This window comes from Clostridium sp. AM22-11AC (genome assembly GCF_003473545.1).
Lineage (GTDB): Bacteria > Bacillota > Clostridia > Lachnospirales > Lachnospiraceae > Enterocloster.
This window is the reverse complement of the sequence record NZ_QUCM01000001.1, coordinates 539,979-556,025: the sequence shown is the minus strand read 5'-3', so window position 1 is coordinate 556,025 and position 16,047 is coordinate 539,979. Positions and strand designations below refer to the sequence as shown.

17 protein-coding genes are annotated in these 16,047 nt (G+C 42.9%); 9 read left to right on the top strand and 8 right to left on the bottom strand.

The features are described 5' to 3' along the window. Window position 1: 1 nt before the first annotated feature. From DW251_RS02565 to DW251_RS02550, 4 genes are all read right to left on the bottom strand, one after another. Window positions 2-820 (bottom strand): alpha/beta hydrolase family protein, encoded by an 819-nt coding sequence (locus DW251_RS02565; RefSeq protein ID WP_118300128.1) that lies wholly within the window; start codon window positions 818-820, stop codon window positions 2-4. Window positions 821-832: 12 nt separating this feature from the next. Continuing rightward, window positions 833-1,666 (bottom strand): carbohydrate ABC transporter permease, encoded by an 834-nt coding sequence (locus tag DW251_RS02560; protein WP_118300127.1) that lies wholly within the window; start codon window positions 1,664-1,666, stop codon window positions 833-835. A 15-nt stretch (window positions 1,667-1,681) separates the two neighbouring features. Further along, entirely contained in the window at window positions 1,682-2,563 is an 882-nt protein-coding gene (locus tag DW251_RS02555) for a sugar ABC transporter permease (RefSeq protein WP_118300126.1), read from the bottom strand. A gap of 76 nt (window positions 2,564-2,639) precedes the next feature. Continuing rightward, window positions 2,640-3,965, bottom strand: coding sequence for an extracellular solute-binding protein (locus DW251_RS02550; protein WP_118300125.1), 1,326 nt, complete (start codon window positions 3,963-3,965; stop codon window positions 2,640-2,642). Between the two features lie 153 nt (window positions 3,966-4,118). Here DW251_RS02550 and DW251_RS02545 point away from each other — a divergent pair, with 153 nt between their 5' ends. The 3 genes from DW251_RS02545 to DW251_RS02535 are packed head-to-tail and all read left to right on the top strand — an operon-like array spanning window position 4,119 to window position 8,136. Further along, window positions 4,119-6,020 carry a histidine kinase gene (locus DW251_RS02545; RefSeq protein WP_118300124.1) on the top strand — a complete coding sequence of 634 codons (1,902 nt, stop codon included), beginning with the start codon at window positions 4,119-4,121 and terminating at the stop codon, window positions 6,018-6,020. After that, complete coding sequence (locus DW251_RS02540) at window positions 5,995-7,125, top strand: response regulator (protein ID WP_182433559.1); 1,131 nt, start codon at window positions 5,995-5,997, stop codon at window positions 7,123-7,125. The genes DW251_RS02545 and DW251_RS02540 overlap by 26 nt, the downstream gene beginning before the upstream one ends. A 54-nt stretch (window positions 7,126-7,179) precedes the next feature. Then, complete coding sequence (locus DW251_RS02535) at window positions 7,180-8,136, top strand: D-2-hydroxyacid dehydrogenase (RefSeq protein WP_118300122.1); 957 nt, start codon at window positions 7,180-7,182, stop codon at window positions 8,134-8,136. Between the two features lie 105 nt (window positions 8,137-8,241). Here DW251_RS02535 and DW251_RS02530 read toward each other — a convergent pair whose 3' ends face one another. The 4 genes from DW251_RS02530 to DW251_RS02515 all read right to left on the bottom strand — a co-directional run bounded on the left by DW251_RS02530 (window position 8,242) and on the right by DW251_RS02515 (window position 11,922). After that, window positions 8,242-9,579, bottom strand: a complete 1,338-nt coding sequence (locus tag DW251_RS02530; RefSeq protein ID WP_021869372.1) for an amidohydrolase — start codon at window positions 9,577-9,579, stop codon at window positions 8,242-8,244. A 20-nt stretch (window positions 9,580-9,599) separates the two neighbouring features. Further along, a complete protein-coding gene (locus tag DW251_RS02525) occupies window positions 9,600-10,061 on the bottom strand; it encodes a hypothetical protein (RefSeq protein WP_021869371.1) in 462 nt (153 codons plus the stop codon). After that, complete coding sequence (locus DW251_RS02520) at window positions 10,061-10,876, bottom strand: DUF3100 domain-containing protein (protein ID WP_021869370.1); 816 nt, start codon at window positions 10,874-10,876, stop codon at window positions 10,061-10,063. Before DW251_RS02520 ends, DW251_RS02525 begins: the two co-directional genes overlap by 1 nt. A gap of 131 nt (window positions 10,877-11,007) precedes the next feature. Continuing rightward, the gene (locus DW251_RS02515) at window positions 11,008-11,922 is read right to left on the bottom strand and encodes a LysR family transcriptional regulator (RefSeq protein ID WP_021869369.1); all 915 of its coding nucleotides are present in this window, start codon (window positions 11,920-11,922) and stop codon (window positions 11,008-11,010) included. A 231-nt stretch (window positions 11,923-12,153) separates the two neighbouring features. Between DW251_RS02515 and DW251_RS02510 the strand changes: the two genes are divergently transcribed. The 6 genes from DW251_RS02510 (at window position 12,154) to DW251_RS02490 (ending at window position 15,904) form a co-directional block, all read left to right on the top strand. After that, window positions 12,154-12,363 carry a FeoA family protein gene (locus tag DW251_RS02510; RefSeq protein WP_118300121.1) on the top strand — a complete coding sequence of 70 codons (210 nt, stop codon included), beginning with the start codon at window positions 12,154-12,156 and terminating at the stop codon, window positions 12,361-12,363. Window positions 12,364-12,432: 69 nt separating this feature from the next. Next, window positions 12,433-12,651: a ferrous iron transport protein A gene (locus DW251_RS02505; protein ID WP_021869367.1), complete on the top strand. Its 219-nt coding sequence runs from the start codon at window positions 12,433-12,435 to the stop codon at window positions 12,649-12,651. A gap of 68 nt (window positions 12,652-12,719) precedes the next feature. Then, complete coding sequence (gene feoB / locus DW251_RS02500; protein WP_118300120.1) at window positions 12,720-14,903, top strand: ferrous iron transport protein B; 2,184 nt, start codon at window positions 12,720-12,722, stop codon at window positions 14,901-14,903. A gap of 159 nt (window positions 14,904-15,062) precedes the next feature. Further along, window positions 15,063-15,281, top strand: a complete 219-nt coding sequence (locus DW251_RS02495; RefSeq protein ID WP_118300119.1) for a hypothetical protein — start codon at window positions 15,063-15,065, stop codon at window positions 15,279-15,281. Window positions 15,282-15,355: 74 nt separating this feature from the next. Next, entirely contained in the window at window positions 15,356-15,502 is a 147-nt protein-coding gene (locus DW251_RS17865; protein WP_021869364.1) for a hypothetical protein, read from the top strand. Between the two features lie 39 nt (window positions 15,503-15,541). Then, on the top strand, window positions 15,542-15,904 hold the full coding sequence (locus DW251_RS02490) for a heavy metal-associated domain-containing protein (protein WP_021869363.1): 363 nt from the start codon (window positions 15,542-15,544) through the stop codon (window positions 15,902-15,904). Window positions 15,905-16,047: the final 143 nt, after the last annotated feature.

The following is a 16,047-nucleotide window of genomic DNA, read 5'->3' as shown; positions in this document are numbered from 1 at the left end:
GTTAGTTTCCTCCTTTCAACGCAAGAGTGTCAAGGAAATGTTGGATCCATTCATCCCAGAAGACCCACTCATGGACACCGGGACCTTCGTGGTATTCATACTCATATGGATTACCGGGAAGGTTTTCAAAGGTTTTTTTGATCTCCATGGCAACAGGATATCGGACATCTTCTGTACCCATAGCGTGGTATATTTTTGGCAGTACAGTATGCTCTTTTGCAGTATCCTGGATCAGCTTTAAAATGTCGTATTCTGTTCCTGCAAGGGAATCAGAATCAGAGGTGCCGTAAATGTCCTCATTGCATTTTTTAAACATATAGTCACTGACAACTGTATTTCTCCAAAGGTGCTCCAGTGGAGCAACTCCTCCAGTGGAAAGCATACAGATCCAGCCATATTTGTCCGGATTGTGCAGACCTACCCACATAGCGCCGCCGCCGCCCATGGACAATCCGGCAATGTAGTTATCTTCCCGTTTCCGACTCATTTTCGGGAATAATTTTGCACAAAATTCAGGCAGTTCCTTTGAAATATAGTCATAATAGCGGGGACCATGCTTCATATTGATATAACGGCTGTAGCTTACCTCCGGCATAATGACCATCAGACCTAAAGGAGCTGCGTAGCGTTCGATAGAAGTACGGCGCATCCAGATGGTATAATCATCACTGCGTCCGTGCAACAGCCACAGAACTGGAAAGCTGTCTGCCTGCTCGCTTCCGGCAAGACCGATGCCCTGCATTTTCTGGGGCATGATCACGCCGATCTTAGTGTCCATATTCAGGACCTTTGAGTGGAAATTCACATGTAATAAAGCCAATGTATATACCTCCTAACCTTTGACAGCACCTTCCATCATGCCGGAGACGATCTGTTTCTGGAACAGGCAGTAAACGATAAAGATCGGCAGGATAGAAAGAAGCATAACTGCAAATACAATAGTGAAATTGGTAGAGTTTTCTGTACGGAATGAGTACTGGTACAAAGTCAGTGTACGGTTTAAGTTAGACTGGTTTAATACAAGGGATGGCATAAAGTAGTCATTCCAGATCCACAGGGAGTTTTTGATAACAACTGTGGATATGATAGGTTTCATAATAGGACGCACGATCTTATAAAACACCTGGTTTGTAGTAGCGCCGTCAATATAGGCAGCTTCTTCCAGATCAGTAGGCATGGAAGCCAGATAGCCTACTAAAAGGAAGATACCTTCGCAGGTGGAGTTTGCAATGTAGAAAAGGATGGCGCCAGTCCTGTTAAGAAGACCGATATTGCTCATTAACTTTACCATGGGAAGCATTTTTACCTGGAAAGGGATAAAAATACCGGCTACCATGAAAAAGTAGAGAAAGCTGTAAAAACGGGATGTAAATCTTCTGCGGGAAATGGCGTAAGCACACATGGGAAGGAAAAATACCATGGCAACAATGGCTACACCAGTGATAATCGCAGAGTTTTTCAGTGCGATGAAATAATCCGGTCGCTGGAGTACGTAGGCAAAATTGTCAAAAACAATATGCCTTGGAAGGCCGAAGAAATTGCTGAAGATGTCGCTCATATCCTTTAAAGAAGAAACTACAGTAAGATAAAATGGGAAAAATACAAGGAGAGCGCCCAGAGTCAGCACTGTATAGATCAGAGCATGTAAGATGTTTCTTTTTTTCATGGGATACCTCCTGTTTTAATCGTAGATCTTCTTTTTGTCAGTAAATCGGATCTGGGTAATGGAAATAACTGCAATGATAACGGCAACGATCATAGCCTGGGAAATGGCATATCCAAACTTCATGTCTTCAAAGCCGATACGGTAAATGGAAAGAGTGATACTTTCTGTTGCGCCTGCTGGTCCGCCAGAGGTCATTGCCATAATGTAATCGTAGATCATAAGTCCTTCTTTCAGGACAAGGACAAAAATAATACTTAAAATAGGCAGAATGTAGCGAAGGGTGATGTAGAAAAAACGCTGACGGCCATTTGCACCATCTACAATGGCTGCTTCGATAATCTCACCTGGAATGGTCTGCAAAGCGGAAATGACTAAAACTGTTGGAATTGCAACGCTTTTCCATATATTTGTGATCAGGATACCGTAAATAGCAGTGCTTCTGCCAGATAAAATATTTTTTTGTAATGCTTCAATCCCAAGGGAAGTTCCGAGACTGGGGATTCCCTGAAAGAAAATATAGTTGAAGATCAGTCCAATGGTCAGCATACTGACACAGGCCGGAAAAAAATAGATAGCTCTGAAGCAGTTCTGACCACGGATCTTTGTGTTCATTAACAGTGCAAGTACAACAGACAGCAGCATTACGCAGATGATCAGCATTGCGGCATATCGTATATTAAATAGTACGGCTTTCCGAAAACGATTGTCGGATAAAATTTTAATATAGTTTTTAAGGCCTACAAATTTATAGTTCTTACCGATACCGTTCCAGTTGGTAAAGCTATAATACAGCCCAAGGACAATTGGAACAATAGAGAGAAAGGAATACATGATCAGATTCGGTAGTACATATAAAAAGTGTGTGATATTGCGATCACGGTTTTTCGTTGATTTCATGATGCTGCCTCCATTTTTTTAGGAATGTATTACTGGGATCACAGAAAGATCCCAGTAATACATAAGAATTGAAAAATTAGGATTCAGATTCAGCAGGAGTATAGTATTCTTCTACTAAAGACTGGAATTCGTCTAAGAAGGTATCTACATCCTTATCTAAGATCAGGGCCTGTACAGATACAACCAGGCTGTTTCTTAAATCCTGTGTCCAAATACTTGCTAAAGAAGGAGCAAATCTGCCTTCGTCAATGTAGTCGTTGATCTCTTTAAGCTGTGGAACGTTGTATTCGACACCCTGGATCAGAGTTGGGTTTTTGTCACCGTCACTGAATTCCTGTGCAATATCTTCACGTACAAGAAAATCAAGGAAGCGGATGCATGCATCCTGCTGTTCTGGTGTGCAGTCAGCAGAAATAGAATAAGCAGTATCAACAGTACCACAGGTCCAGAAATCATCAGTTGTAATAGCAGGAATAGCGGTACAGTTGAAATTCAAATCCGGATTCATGGTCTCGAAAGTAGTTACTGCCCAGGAACCATCAATGTACATAGCAGATTTTCCGCTGGTAAATTCTTCATAAGCAGGTTCGTCATCATATCCAAGAGAATCAGGATTTCCGTATTCACGCAGCTTCAATATGGTTTCTGCATATTTGCGGATGTTAGGATCATCTTTAATGTTGTAGCTGCCATTGATCTGTTCATCACACTTGCTATAGAAGTCATGGTCCACGCAGCCAATGAGCATACGGTCAAACTGCTGGTTGATGCGGACTGCTTTCTTATCCGGGAAGGAGAATGGCTGGATACCGGCTTCAACTAACTTGTCGCATACACCCCACATTTCATCCATGGTCTTTGGAATGGTAAGTCCCAGTTCATTAAAAATATCTACGTTGTAGTACAGACCAAAGGAATTGGTGGTCAGTGGAAGGGAGTACTGTTTTCCATTCACTTCGCAGCGTTCCAGAACGGAAGGAGTTACACGTTTCATAAAGTCCTGATCCGTCAGATCCATGAAAAGACCTTCCCTGAACATATCTTTATAGGATGCATTCCATGGGAATACAGATACTAACTGAGGAATATTTCCTGCTGCTACACGGGAGATCAGTGTAGTTGTGGTGGATTCAGCCAGAGTAACGTTTACCTGTATATCCGGGTTTTCTTCCATGAATTTGTTTACCAGAGTGTTGTAAAGCTCTACGTTCTCTGGTTTCTGATGGAACAACTCAATGGCTACTTTGCCTCCGGAAGCAGCATCTGTGCTGGCAGCTTCGGCAGCTGTGGTCTGGTCTGCACTGGAAGCAGGAGCATCAGCGGTTTTTCCTCCTGAGCAACCGGTCAGTGCAGCTGTTAAAAGAGTGGCTCCGATCATACATGCTGTAAATCTTTTTTTCATAATGTTTCCCCTTTCATATATGTTTCTTGTACAGTCTTAACTTGTAGCCAAAGTATAGGCTTTTTCAGGAAAATTATAAATACCATATTCAAATTTTACTTGCCATTTTCAAAGATTGTTGTATATTTTTATATAAAGAGGTGCGATAGATATATGAAAAAATGGCAGAAAGTGAAAAAATATATAGCTAATTGGAAAGATGTAAAGAAAAATATGACAAAAACAGATTCAATTAAAAAATGGCTAATCCTTCTGGCAGGCCTGCAGATATTCCTTACCATGGCATTTTTATGTTATCTTGTAACTGTAAGTGCCTACCAGAATTATAATATGGCTACCCACCGGTATTTCCAGATAGGAGAGCAGCTGTTAGACCGGGTGGAGATATCTGTAAAAGAACTGGAACAGGCCACCTTTTTCCCGGCCCAGTTATATGCCCAGAATAATGACCCCTATTTGTGCAGTACGTTAAGGGAAGGCCCCATCCTTAAAAATTTTCGTTTTTATTCGTATTTTAATACTCAGGCCCAGAATCGTTTTACAACAGAATCTACCAGCTTTATTGCTCTTTATGATCTTGAAGGAAACGGCGTATACACTTCAAAAGGGGCAAATTACGGCATTAGCTTTCTGGATAAGGAAAAGGCAGAATGGTATAAAAAAATTTCTGCTTATAAAACAGGTACGCCACTTCTCATAGCTGCGCAGGAATTTAGAGGATCGGGTATGAATATGCGTGACGGCGGTTCATTATGCATTGGCAGAGGCATTCTGGATCTGAATACGATCAAGATCGTAGGCTATTGCGTGGCAGGAATAGATACTTCTTATCTGGAAAATTATTTTGAGCAGAACCGTCAGGCACCGAATCAGAGATTTGCGGTATATAAAGACGGGAAGCTTTTGTATGGAAATATAGAACAGGAAGAAAGCTATCAGGGATTTGTAAAAGAAAATCTGAAAAAAACAGAACGAAAAGAAAATTACCAGAGCAGAAAATTAAAGCACAGTGATAAAAACTCCTGTGTATACAATGTGATCGGCCACGCTAATGGCTACACTCTGGTATTACAGACTCCTTTGTCTGACATTTTTGGAAATATGGGAAGGATCCAGATGTTAAATATCATTCCCATAGGTATGATCTTAGGTGGGATCATATTTCTGATCTTTCAGATGGTAGGCCGGATCTTAAAGGCATTAAACCGTCTGATCGAAGCCTGTAATCATTTTGAACTGGGTCACATAAATAAAGTTTCAAAAGAAGGACTTCCAGAGGAATTTCAGACTCTGGTATCCTCTTTTAATAAAATGTCAAAACGTATTGATCTGCTGATCCATGAGGTATTTGTAAAGCAACAGGAAAAACAGGAAACAGAACTGCAGCTTTTAAGGACCCAGATCAATCCCCATTATCTGTATAATACTCTGGAGATCATGCACATGAAGGCTTATATGTGCCAGGATTATGAAACAGCTACCATGGCAGAACTGTTAGGGCAGAATCTCCAGTATGGCCTTCGGAATACCACAAAAGAAGTGCCTTTGGAAGAAGAAATCCATCAGTTAAATATCTACCGGGCTATTCTTGCATATCAGTACAATGAACGGATTCAGTTTAACATCTGCATTGACAGGGAGCTGTATTCCTGCCATGTTTTAAAGCTGGTATTCCAGCCTATTGTGGAAAATGCAGTGATCCATGGTATTACAGACAGTCATCAGATCCTGCATATTGATATTTTGGGATATAGAGACGAGGACCGCCTATATATCCAGGTTTCCGATGATGGATGTGGTATGAGTGAAGAACAGTTAGAGATGCTGCGCCATGATATAGACAGTCCTTCCAGCAACAGCATCGGACTTCGTAACGTATGCAGGCGGATCAGCTTAAACTATGGTCCGGAGTATAAGGTATCCATTGAAAGTGCTGAAGGAATGGGAACTATGATCATGCTTTGTTTTCCATGGAAAGATAACATGAGTGATGATATGGAAGAAGAGCCGACGAAGAAGGAGGAACAGGATGTACCGGATCCTATTAGTAGATGATGACCAGAATATTGTAGATGGTCTTGGGAGTATTATAAAGCAAAATTTTGAAAATATCTTTGTTATATCCAGTGCCTGCGATGGAAGTGATGCTTTAAACCGTCTTACAGAAGATTACTATCATGTGATCATTTCGGATATCCGTATGCCAAAGCTGGATGGCATCAGTCTTCTGGAGCTGATCAGCAAAAACCAGATTCCCAGTGTGGTGATCATGCTCAGTGGCTATGATGATTATACCTATATCCGTAATGCCCTGAGGCTGGGGGCTTATGATTATCTGTTAAAGCCTGTGAATATACAGAATTTTGTGTCCATGCTCAGATTGCTGATCCCGCGGTTAAAAGACAGTTCCGTAAAGCTGCAGGCAGAAGAGGTAAGTTGTGTGCGTCCGGAAACACAGGGGGATTATTTTGATCTTCCGGCGAAAGAACCGTATTATACAAAAGAAGATCTGGGAAAAGAACTGGAACATCTTTCAGCCGGGCTTTTGTCCATGGACGAAGAGGGCACAAAAGATAAGATCCAGGGGATCTTCTCCCATTTATCCCAGGAAGCTATGGCAAAAGAACAGTTTAAGCAGGTATTTTCCGCATTTCTCTACACATTAATGCAGAAAAATACAACCCTGATCCCTATTATAGCAGGTTACAAGCTGTCAGATAATGATCTGGCTGCCCAGATTAAAAATCAGCCCCACATCAGTCAGTTAAAACAGAAAATGGAGCAGATCCTGCAGCTGTATATGGAACAGCTGAAAAAGCAGCAGGAAAAGAAAGAAGAATATGTGGTAAAAAAGGCACAGGAATACATGGAAAAGCACTGTTCTGAACAGCTTCTCCTTTCAGACATTGCTGCCCAGTTCCATCTCCACCCCAATTACTTCAGCAGTTTGTTTAAAAAGCAGCTGGATATGACAGTGAGAGATTACATATTGCAGCTGCGCATGACAAAGGCCAAGGAACTGATGAAAGACTCGTCCCTGAAGCTTTTAGACATTGCCCTGGCAGTAGGCTACGAAGATGCCGCCCACTTTAACCGGGCATTTAAGAATGTCACTGGGGTTTCACCGTCGATGTATCGGGATGGGATAAAGAAACAATAAGACTATAGTATAAAAAGATTTTGTAAGTACATTACATACAAAGGAGACATACAGATGAAAATAGTTGTACTTGATGGATATACAGAAAATCCGGGAGATCTTTCCTGGGATGAGATGAAAAAATACGGAGAATTGACGGTTTATGACAGGACACCGGCAGAGGAAGTGGTAAATCGTATTGGCAATGCAGAGGTCGTTTTTACTAATAAGACTCCGATCACGAAAGAAACCATGGACGCATGCCCGGATTTTAAGTTTATCAGTGTCCTTGCAACAGGCTACAATGTGATCGATGTTAATTATGCAAAAGAAAAAGGGATCGTTGTCAGCAATATTCCTACTTATGGAACGGACTGTGTAGGACAGTTTGCCATTGCTCTTCTTTTAGAGATCTGCCATCGCATCGGACATCATGATAAAGCTGTAAAAGAGGGCAGATGGGAGAATGCTCCGGACTGGTGCTTCTGGGACTATCCGCTGATCGAACTGGCAGGAAAAACACTGGGGATCATCGGTTTTGGCCGTATTGGACAGAAAACAGGAACAATAGCAAAGGCAATGGGTATGAATGTACTGGCTTATGATTCCCATCCAAATGATAAAGGACGTGATATTGCTGAGTATGTGGAACTGGATGAGATATTTGCAAAATCAGATGTGATCTCGCTTCATTGCCCATTGTTCCCGTCTACAGAAGGCATTATCAATAAAGATAATATTGCCAGGATGAAAGATGGAGTTATCATCATTAATAACTCCCGTGGACAGCTGATTGTGGAAAAAGATCTGGCAGATGCATTAAACAGTGGAAAAGTATACGCAGCAGGACTGGATGTGGTAAGTACAGAGCCTGTTAAGGGTGACAATCCTCTTCTGAAAGCTAAAAACTGCATCATTACCCCTCATATTTCCTGGGCGCCAAAGGAAGCAAGGCAGAGGATCATGGACATGTCTGTGGAAAATCTTAAACAGTTTTTAGCTGGAAATCCGGTGAATGTGGTGAACCGGTAATAAAAAAAGAAAAAATGTAAAGCAGCTTTATATATGATCAGAAAATGCTGTAAAAATGACGGCCCGTTTCCAAAACAGGAAACAGCGCCGCCATTTTTTTATATCTTAGTATGCCCGTTTAATAATATCATTCATATGCTTTTCAGCTTCAAAGCGGATCCGCTCCTCATCCAGAGTAAGGACTTCACGATTTTTCATTACGATCTTTCCGTTGATGATAGAATCGGTCACATCATGTCCGTTTGCAGCATCTACGATGGTATTTACCAGATTCTGGCTTGGAGTGATATGAGGCTGATCAATATTTAACAGGATCAGGTCAGCTTTCTTGCCTTCTTCAACGGATCCAAGGATATCACCGTGTCCAAGAGCATTTGCACCGCCCTGGGAGGCCATTTTTAAAAGTGTAGGACAGGTCATGACTACAGGATTAAAAGATGGAAGTCCCCAGTAAGCCATCATGGCATAGCGAAGAACCTTCATTTCGTCAAAAATATCCAGGTTGGAAGGTGCAGCGCCATCGCAGCCTAAGCCAAGGCTTGCACCGGCTTCCAGAATCTGGGGAGCTTTTGGAAAACCGTGGTTTGACAGGTTGGCTCTTGGGCAATGAATCATTTTCACACCACGTTCTGCCATCAGTGCAATATCGTGGTCTGACAGCATTACATTGTGGGCAGTAAGAAGATTGGGGCCAAGAATACCCATTTCTTCCAGAAATTCTGCAGGGCGCTTTTTGTAATTCTGCAGGCAGAAGCTGACTTCGTCTTTATGCTCACACAGATGGGCATGAATGCCGGTATGGAATTCTTTAGCAGATTCACCTACCATGGCGATCAGTTCCCTGGAACAGGTCATTACCTGACGGATAGCAAACCAGATATCAACACGGCCATCGCCAGCCCCCTGATATTTCTGATACAGTTTCTTTGTATTTTCGATAGCTTCATTAGCTGTCTCTTTCATTGCACCGGTAATGGCATTTCCCATATCCATGGTTGATTTTGCAATGGCAGCCCTCATGCCGGATTCAATAACTGCATCTGCAACCCGGTCCATGTGTACACCGCCGGAATCAGCAAAAGCAGTTGTTCCGCTTTTGATCATTTCCAGACATGCCAGAAGGCCGCTGATATAAGAATCTTCTGGCTGGAGATTGCTTTCAAAAGGAACCAGGAAACGGGTCCATACCATAGGATATTCATCGGCAACACGTCCTCTTAAAAGCTGCTGGCAGGTATGTGTATGGCCATCTACCATGCCGGGCATGACAAGTTTTCCTTTGCCGTCAATTATTTCACTGGCAGAGCTGTCAGCCATCAATTCATCTGTAGGACCGATCTTTTTGATCCAGCTGTCTTTAATTCCTACAGAACAGGTAGATGAAACCGTCATATCAGGGTTTAAAACCTGACAGTTCTTAATTAAAATATCATATTTTTCCATATAAATTTACCTCGCTCATGTTAAATGGCACCTGTAAGTTTTAAGATAACATCTGCTACTAAGGCAGAGAAAATAAATGTTCCGGTGATTACAAATAAGGTGATGATCACCAGTTTCCATCCCATTTTAGCAAAATCCTTCAGGTCTTTTCCAAGTGAGATTCCGGCAAATGCGCCTAATGCAGTGGCAGGAGCCATAAATGCGACCTGGGATGTAACACCGATCACAAAGTCCTTTACCGGTGAAATAGGGCATGCAAGAAGCAGTCCGGTAAGAGATACATACATCATAGACGGAAGCTTTATAAACTGGCTCATAAATTTACTTACTGTAAGTCCAAAAAGAGCAATGGCGCATAATACCAGGATCCCGGCAATGGAATCACCTACCGGCATTTTGTAGCCCAGTATATTTGTGAGTACCATGATAACAGAAACCATGAGGAGCAGTCCAAGCTGCTGTAAAAAGTATTTTCTGACCATTATTTAGCCTCCTTACTGTTTTTGTGACCGATTTTAGGTTCCAGTATTGCATACAGTTTTTTAGTAAGAGGAAGACCTACGAATGTTCCCATATAAATTCCGGTGATACCAGTAAGCATATCGCTGGCGCCGCCCATGATCATAATATTTTCAGCCTGCTGCGGGTAGATCTCACCTAATGTTCCGGCAGCGGCAGTCATCATTGATCCGCTTCCTACACCACAGGCCATGCCAAGGGCAATAGGATCAAAAATATTCCAGGAAGCTACGATACTAGCCAGGACACTGATAAAAACGGTGCCAATAACAGAACCCACAATATATACAGCAAAGGTTCCGCGGGTTTCCGGGGCATCCGGTCCAAAGATATCAGTGGTTAATCCGAGGTTGGAGTCGCGGTTGATGGAATAGCAGGCACCGATAGCTTCTTTTTTCAGGCCAAGCAGCAGGGCAAGTGGAAGTGAAAGAAGGATAGTTCCCAGATTACCAAATTCCTGCAGCAGAAGCGCAGGTCCTACAGCAACCAGTTTTGCAAGATTTCCGCCTGCTGAGATTCCCATTTTTGCCATAAAAGGTGCAAGGGCTACTAAAACAAGGCTTCCTCCAAGCTTTGATTCTTCTGTTTTGAAAAGCTTAAAGGCATCCGGTCCTAAAAGTCCTCCAAAGATCGTGGCAAATACCATTGGAAATAAGGTAAGTGTACCAATTCCAATATTGAACTTAAGTGTACCGATCAGATCGCAGACCGCAGCAATGATCAGGGCTGCAACATAAACCTTCCAGTACTTGTTAATAACAGCTTTTAACTTTTCCATACAAGATACCCCTTTCTTCTGTCTGTGCAGAAATTATTTTTGTGATTTAAACATAACACAGGAAGTGTTTTCTGCGAATACGTCAAAAAGCGATGGATTTCCATCGCTTTTTACGAAAACCGTCTTTAAAATCACAGAACAACTGATTCGACCTGCATTAAAAGATCCACAAAACGGCTGGCTGTATCAGAAAGAGTATATTTTTGGCGTACGATCCAACCTATTTCAAGACGCAGCCCGTTTTTAATAGGAATGGAAACGATATCGCTGTAGTTATCATCAAATGGCCGGTAGCCGCTTCCTACAGCAAATCCCTGACAGTAACGCATAACAGAATAAGAAGCAGCCCGGTCAGAAACCTGGATCACCCTGTTTAACTGATGATAAGGAACGATCAGGTCAGTATAAGCGGGATTCGTATCTGAAGACCGGTCATAGGTGATAAAAGGATACTGGATCAGATCTTCCATGTCGATTTCACGGCTGCCAGCAAGAGGGTGGTTTCGGCATATGTATACATGGGAAGTCTGATAGGTAATGTGATTGAAAATGATGCTTCTGTTCCTTAACTCCTGCATCATCTGGCCCTTGCTGTATTCTGTAACAAAAACGATGCCAAGATCATCCAGACCGCGTTCTACCCGGTCCATAACTTCAGATGTGCGGCATTCGTGAAAACCGCAGTGATAAGGTCCGGCACCTGTATTCAGGCTTTTGATGATCGATACAAAAGAATTCATACCGCAGATATGATGCTGGGAGGAAACAGATAAACCTAAAGGACGGTCTTTGGAACCATTGAATTTTTCGTCCAGGTAGTCCAGACGGTTTAATATTCCTTTAAATTCGATAAGAAGCTCTTCTCCGCTTCTGGTAAGGCGGACACCTTTGCTGTCTCTTACAAAAGCAGTGATCCCATAGGTATTTTCCACTTCTTTTATAGCGCCGGAAATGCTGGACTGGGCAGTAAAAGACCGTTTAGCGGCTTCACTGATCGAACCAGATTCAGCAGCACCAATAAAATATCGCATTTGCTGTAATGTCATAGAAGCTCTCCTTTGTGGCTGACGGCAGTTTATTTATGAAGATAGACAACATCTTTATGAATTATACAGCAAAAATTAAAAAAATGCACCTTATTGAGAAAAATTATCAGCATGTAAAGAGCCTGTATTATTGACAACTAACTTAAATTAGCGTATTCTAACTAAGATGATCAGGGTAGCAATGACTAACCTGAAATAGGAACAACTAACTTGAAAAAAGGAGTGAAGAAGATGCCTTTAACAATGGCTTCGATCGGAGAAGCAAATACCATCCGCAAAGTAGGCGGAAATGAAGAAACAAAGCGTTTTCTTGAAAACCTGGGATTTGTTGCCGGAGCAGAGATCACAGTTGTATCTGCCATCGGTGGAAATGTTATTGTCAATATTAAGGATTCAAGAGTTGCAATAAATCAGGATATGGCAAGACATATCATGGTTTAAATGGACATGTTGCCTAAGGGTGATATAGCCATAAATAAACATGACAAAGAGAAGAAAGGAGACATAGCAATGACTTTAGGTGATGCAGCAGTTGGAAGCACTGTAGTAGTGACTAAGATCACAGGTGATGGCGCTTACAAACGTCGTATTATGGACATGGGGATCACAAAAGGAAGTGAGCTTTATATCAGAAAAGTTGCTCCTTTAGGAGATCCTGTTGAAATTACAGTAAGAGGTTATGAGCTTTCTGTAAGAAAGAACGATGCTCAGTGTGTAGAAGTAAAGTAATCATACATAACACACCGTGAGAATTAAAAAGAGTCCTTTGCAATGGACTCATGGAGGTAAAAAAGGAAATGGCAATTAAGATCGCGCTTGCCGGAAACCCAAACTGCGGTAAAACAACTATGTTTAACGCATTAACAGGTGCCAACCAGTATGTTGGTAACTGGCCTGGTGTTACGGTAGAGAAAAAAGAGGGAAAATTAAAGAGCAAGAGCCAGAGTGAAGAAGTTATCGTAACTGACCTTCCTGGTATCTATTCACTTTCTCCATACACCCTGGAGGAAGTTGTCAGCCGTGATTATCTGTTAAAGGATGATCCAGACGTTATCGTTAACCTGGTTGACGCAACAAACATTGAGCGTAACTTATATCTGACCACTCAGATGATCGAAACCGGTATTCCGGTTGTTATCGCATTAAACATGGCAGACCTGCTTGCTAAGAGAGGTATCAAGATCGATATCGAGCGTCTTTCCATGCTCCTTGACTGTCCGATCGTTGAAACATCTGCATTGAAGCAGACCGGTCTTGATAAGCTGATCGACGAAGCGGTTAAGGTTGCTAAGAAGAAAGAAGTTGATCTTCCTAAGGAGATCTTCTCCAAGGAATTAGAGGCAGCAGTAGCTGAGGTTGAAAGCGTACTGCCGGCAGACATCACTGAGAACAAGAAGAGATGGTATGCAGTTAAGTTCCTTGAAAACGACAGCAAGGTAGTTGAGAGTACTCCACTTTCCGCTTCCGGCAAGTCTGTTGTTGAGAACGCAAGAAAAGCAATTGAAGAAGCTCATGATGACGATATGGAAAGTATCGTAACTGACGAGCGTTACAAGTTCATCCAGAAGGTAGTTGGAACTGCTGTTAAGAAGAGCGGCGAGAAGCTGACCGTATCTGATAAGATCGACCAGATCGTTACCAACCGTTTCTTAGGTATCCCGATCTTCATGCTGGTAATGTGGATCGTATACTACATCTCCGTAACTACCATCGGTACATTCGTAACTGACTGGACCAACGATACATTTGTAGGTGCTATTCAGGAAGTTGTTGGCGGTTTCCTTGAGAATGCCGGCGCAAGCGATCTGATCTTAAGCCTGGTTGTTGATGGTATCATCGGCGGTCTGGGAGCAGTACTTGGTTTCGTTCCTCAGATGGCGATCCTGTTCCTGTTCCTGTCCATCCTGGAAGACTGCGGTTACATGGTACGTATCGCATTCGTTATGGACCGTGTATTCCGTCACTTCGGTCTGTCCGGTAAGAGCTTCATCCCGTTACTGATCTCCTCCGGTTGTGGTATCCCAGGTATCATGGCTTCCAAGACCATCGAGCAGGATAACGACAGAAGACTTACAATCATGACAGCAACCTTTATCCCATGTGGTGCCAAGCTTCCTGTAATCGCTTTAATGGGCGGCGTTATGGCTGGCTATGTAACTGGCTGGGATGTAGCCGGAATGATGGCTCCTATCATGTACTTTGTAGGTATCGTAGCTGTTCTTGTAGCAGCTATCATGTTAAAGAAAACAAAACCATTCTCCGGAAAACCTGCTCCATTCGTTATGGAGCTTCCACAGTACCATATCCCATCTGCTAAGACTGTTCTGATGCATGTTTGGGAAAGACTGAAAGGCTTTATCATCAAAGCTGGTACTATCCTGTTCCTTGCCTGCGTAGTAATGTGGCTGCTTTCTACTTTTGGATTTGCTGATGGTTCCTTTGGCATTGTTGAAGATTCCGCAGACAGCCTTATGGCTATCATTGGTGGTGCGATCGCGCCTCTCTTTGCTCCTCTTGGCTGGGGCGAGTGGCAGCCGGTTGCAGCTGCAATCTCCGGTTTCAGTGCAAAGGAAGGTATCGTTTCTACCATGGGCGTACTTGCAAATGTTGCTGGTGACGTTGAAGATGCAGAAACTGTTGCAGAAGGTGTTGGAATGTGGTTCCCAACCGCTTTAGCCGGATTCAGCTTCCTGCTGTTTAACCTCCTTGACTCTCCTTGTCTTGCAGCTATTTCTACAATGGCCCAGCAGATGCAGGATAGAAAGTGGTTCTGGTTTGCGATCCTGTTCCAGAACGTATTTGCTTACGCTGTTACTCTTTGCGTATACCAGATCGGCAGCTTCTTATTCTATGGTTCCTTCGGTGCAGGCACAGTTGTGGCATTCGTAGTGCTACTGTTCATGCTGTATATGCTGTTCCGTCCAGATCCATATAAGGATCAGAAGACCTATTCCAAGCGTTCTGTACAGTCCGCGTCATAATGAGCGCAGAAGAAAAACAAGCGTCGGTATATTAAACCGGCATAATAAAGGGGCCGGGTGGAAACATCCGGTCCCCTTTTTAAAACTGCATGATTGTGGTAAAATGAATATGGCAGATATCCATTGTTTCATGTTTCCATTAAGAAAGAAGGGAATTTTATGATAGCAAATGTAATTATATTGCTCCTTGTATTTGGCTACTGCGGTCTGGTGATCTACTGGAAGCGCACAGGCGTATTAAAAGACAGCTGCAGCAGCTGTGGAAGCGGAAACGGCGGCTGCGGCGGTGGATGCGGTGGCTGCAGCGGACATTGCAGCAGCTGCGGCAGTGCCCATGCACATCATATGGACAGCCATAAGGCAGCTAAGAAACATTGATCCGGTGCGCTGCCTGCGTCTGCAGGCAGGACAGCACATGTGACATAAACTGAATGTTAGAAAAGGAGCGGAAAATGGGAAATTCATCCGGTTCCATGCTCTATATGGTAGTTCTTCTCATTATCATCTATGTAGTGGGAATGGGGATCTACCAGGGAGTAAAATTTATCCAGAAAAAGCGGGAAGAAGCAAAAGATAAGAAATTCCGCGAAGAAGAGTAAACAGTGGCATACCTGTTACAGAAATAGAGGGACTTAGAAATGGTTAATGCAATTGTGATCCTTATATTGATCCTGATCGCCATCTTTGCTATCAGAGGCACCATTAAGCATATGAAAGGCGAAAGCCCATGCTGCGGTGGCGGCGGAGCCAGCGAGATCAAGGAAAAACCGAGCAAGTTAGAGAGACCTGTGATCGGTGAAAAGATCGTCCAGATCTCCGGAATGACCTGCGAGCACTGTGTAAACCGTGTAATGCGTGCTTTAAACAAGATCGACGGTGTATCTGCAAATGTCAGCTTAAAAGGCAAGAGAGCGGTTGTTTCCTATGACCGTGAGATCGATGTAAATGTGCTGAAAAAAGCAGTGGAAGATGCAGGTTATACAGTAGAGTCTATTTCATAAGTTTATAATGGATTATAAAAAGACCAGTTGTGGACGGACATATCTGTCTGGTACAGCTGGTCTTTTTGTTGAATGTCCTATATGCACAATCTCCCGCCAATGGCGGGGGAAAGCTGTATTTGGGGCATGTCGATAATGAAGAC